Genomic DNA, 3,947 nt, shown 5'->3' on the forward strand with positions numbered 1-3,947 from the left:
TGAAGGACTGTATTGAAAGTGTTTAATAATATGACCTTAAGAAAGACCTAAAGTTCCATTTGGATAGTTAGCCGTAACCATTGAAGGACATCATTGATTTCGAAATACTCGTCATGAACAAACTATGGCCATGTACCCAATGAATCACACAAGGAATTCAAATTCACGCTGTTCAAAAACTCTTGGGCAATTTTTGTCAGCTCATCGGATTTGAGCACCAGAGCGTTATTGGCGTTGAGTGCTTGCCTTAAGTGGGCATCCATAACAGATGTCTGAAGCTCTGAAGAGCTATTGATGACAGACATCATGGCATACAGCTCTTCCGGTGAGGATGGCTCATGAGCGCCATAGTTGTTCCGACCATCGTCAAGCGGGGCAGGAGCCTCGCCCGAAGCAAACGATAAGTGACTGCCTTTGAAGTGTTTTATATGAAAATGGTGCAGCATCTTCAACAGGAATGGATCAGGCTTATCAAAGACATCCTGATGACCGTATGGAAGAACGGAAGCATCACCCCAACAATAGGTTAAGCAACCTCCTTTCGAGTGTGTCACTCCATACAGGTAATGACTGAAGGCGTGCTGAATTGCTTGCAGGCATTTTCCTTTTAAATCATTCAGAAGCTTCATGTCCCTCGGTGATACCCGAAGGGGATGTAGTTTGATTTTTTCCAATAACTGCTTCAAGTTCGGGCTACTCTCAGCTTTTATTTGCAACAGAGCTTCGATCTTTTCATACAACACTGTGCTGCCGGACCAGGAAGGTTGCCCCAGGATAATCACCGGACGGTGGTTCGCCTTGTCCGAGGTTAATTGCTCAAAGGCAGGCTGGCGCACCAGCATTCGTTCTATATTCGGTACGCCCTCAGGTTCGTCTGTCCAGGCGGTCTGCAAAGATGGATCGGTAATGTTAGCTTTAAGAAATGGCGAAAACCCATCATGACAATGAGTAACGAACAAGACATTACCTTTTTTATTTTGGAATTCTTCATAAGCCGACTGCCATTGCTGACTATTTTTTTCCTTGGACAACAATTCCTTATACCAATTTTTCAGGCATTGGGCGGCTTTAACTTTCAGTTCATCAATACGTTCCAGACGCAACAATAGTTCATGATGCTCAAAGGCGTTTACAATACGCCTCTCGTCGGTCGGCAACGGATTTAGCCAACCCGATTCCAGGGCTGCATCGGCAAGTCGAATAATCGAAGGCTTGTTTAAGTCACTGTCCTTCAGTATTTCGATGATTGAACTCAACCACTGGTGAGGGCTTGCTCCGGCCTGAACAATCATTTTTGAATGGAGTAGCTTGAGCTGTTCAGTGATTTGCTCTCCATCACTGTTGGACAATATTTTTTTTACCGCCTCCGACATGAGTTTATACTTACGCCTGCCTGGGTCATAGACATCGCCGACCAATTCCTTCTCGGAATAGCTCAATGTTTCTGTCTCCAGTAATATTGAGACACCCATGGAAAACTCAGGTAAATCTTTTTTCTCCCAAAGCTTCTTAACTATTGTGAATGTGCTCGGATCGGTTATTGGCAATGCACCACCTGTCTCAATGGCTCTCTTCAATTCCTCAAGGCTAATACCATAGGCTTCAGTCAGAGCTTGCTGTTGTGCTAAATCAGCCCCTTTCAGGAGATCCTTAAGCTTCTTTGACCCAGCGCCAGAGCCACTGACCTCTCTGATGGGCTGGAAGTTAGATTTGATGATTGTTTTCTCGACAGATGATCCGCTCAAATCCACTCGTGCCCAGGTTTCGCCTCCATCCGGGGAATACTCTGCAAAGGCGTGCATACGGCTGGAAATTAGTCGGCATGGAATGCCAAAATAACGACAAAGAGCAATAAAAACAGGCACACGATGACGACAGCTTCCTTGTCGCCGTGTTACCAGGAATTGAAAGAAATTCTCATAGCGCCCTGGTTCAGCATCGCCAGAAAACTGTTTGCAATAGTGCGCGATCGCCTCAATGCATTGCCTCGTGTTTGTAGTGTCCTGTATTCCCTGCAAAAGCACCTTTACATCGGCTGGTTGTTGGCGATTGACGTCAAACAGGTTTTTCAGTACGTTTTTCATACCTTCGGAACAACGGGCATCAAAACGTGTTGGTCGCGATGGTCCGGCTCCTCTGGCAGGTGTTTTTCTGACCGCTATTCTGGGTTCTACGACATAAGCAATTTGAATACTCTGGTTGGGTTTGGCCTCTGGAATAAACAGTGTGTGAAGCCCGGTATATCGGTCCCTGATCAGAGTAAATTTCATATCGGGCTCGAGGCGCAGGGCTACGATATAGTCGTTAGGCGTCAGGTCGGGCAATTCACATTGATCATCGTCCGATGTCCAGTCAAAGGTTGCCAGTGTTTGGTCACTGGCCAATGTCACTTCCTGGTCTTGCCCTGGTAACCGGTCAGGAATGAGGACTTCGGCTCCCTGCATATGAAGATCATTAATAGTGATCCTTGAGATCTCGCCCTTATCAGACACATAAACGTCCTCTGCCCTAAACCGATAAAAGCTGGGAAGATGTCTCTGGCTATTAAAAATTATATATTCGTTACGTTTTGGCTTACTCCGATTCTCATAGTTTGTTATCCGATCCAATGTCGGAGCCATTTCCGCGTGGGCTTCTGGAATGTATTTTTCAGGCGCTTCATCAGTGCCAATAGTCAACGCTTCGTTAACAGGTTGTGGCTCATGGTTCGTATTCTGATCCAATGCCGGAGCCTGTTTTTCGTGGACTTGTGGCAGGTATTGTTCAGAATCGTTATCACTGCCAATTACGGGTGCTTCGTCAATATAATCATCAACGAGATGGCTCAGCAGATCACTCATCTGATGCCAAAATACAGGCCAACATTGAACGGCATTGGTATTCCATGCCTCTATCCGCTGATCAGCCTCCCGAAGATAAGGCTGGTTAGCTGATAATTTCAGCGTTTGTTTTTCTTCTTCCGTCAGGGGAAATACGCTATTAACGTCCACGCCAGTCTGGCCAAACTTATGATCAAACCAGCGTTGCTGCCAGTGTCGGTATAGCGCCTGGGTGAGAATATCGTCGGACTCACCCGGTTTCACGGAAAGACCGGATGCTTGCCAACTGGCCTGAGCTACCCTCTTGATGATTTCGGTTCTGGCTTCCTCTCCACTAAGGTCAGACTTGATACAAATTTCGTGGCGTTTTTCATCAATGCTGTTGAGATCACCGAGTCGTATCAACCATGGACGATCAATGTCCGATACCGTTTTGTTGAACCATTTGCAAAGTTTAGAATCAAGATCAGCATTACTCGTGACAAGAGCCGATGACTCTGGCAATGCCTCCAGCGATATCCCGGCAGCCATCAGATAAAGCCGGTAATGCTGATTAATACATTGGTTTAGTCCGTCTTCGGTAAAATCGCCCCCTCGGATGACGGCTATGGCCACATTTTGTAAGTCAAGACTGGTCGGCTGCAACGGCAGTTTTTTCCGTTGCAGCTCAGTTCTTAAACGACAATGTTGCTTAGTCAGATGTTCAGCGATGATTTTCCCCTGCAGGGTCTTCGGCAGCACTTTTTCGGCAATGGTCTGCAATTCTACCGAGCTGTACTGCCGGATAGGCAAATGCCGGAAACGCCCTTTCAGCGCCGGTGATAAGGGTTTTCGCCCGCTGTACTCAGGTGGGTTGATGGTGGCAAACAGATGGAATCCTGGATGGGCGTCGCCGGCCAGAATATCGTTCAATTCACCTTCCAGATGCTGGCTGTCGATCAGATTCATTTCTGAAATAACCACGATGCCGCCATGCACTTTTGCCGTCTGGATCTTTTCACACACTTTGTCCCAGGAACAATCACAGGCATTCAGGAGAAAGACCTCTGGCATGGATTCACCCCGTTGCTCAGTCTGCTGTTTGACGCTTTGAATCATCAGGTTCAGGGTGGCATCCTTGCCCCGTCC

At 47.0% G+C, this 3,947-nt stretch carries 1 protein-coding gene; it reads right to left on the minus strand.

The features are described 5' to 3' along the window. Nucleotides 1–122: 122 nt before the first annotated feature. The coding region (locus KDK19_RS05435) for a transglutaminase-like domain-containing protein (protein ID WP_257291501.1) at nt 123–3,947 on the minus strand (3,825 nt) is incomplete at its 5' end.

This window comes from Endozoicomonas sp. ONNA1 (assembly GCF_024606325.1).
Classification (GTDB): domain Bacteria; phylum Pseudomonadota; class Gammaproteobacteria; order Pseudomonadales; family Endozoicomonadaceae; genus Endozoicomonas_A.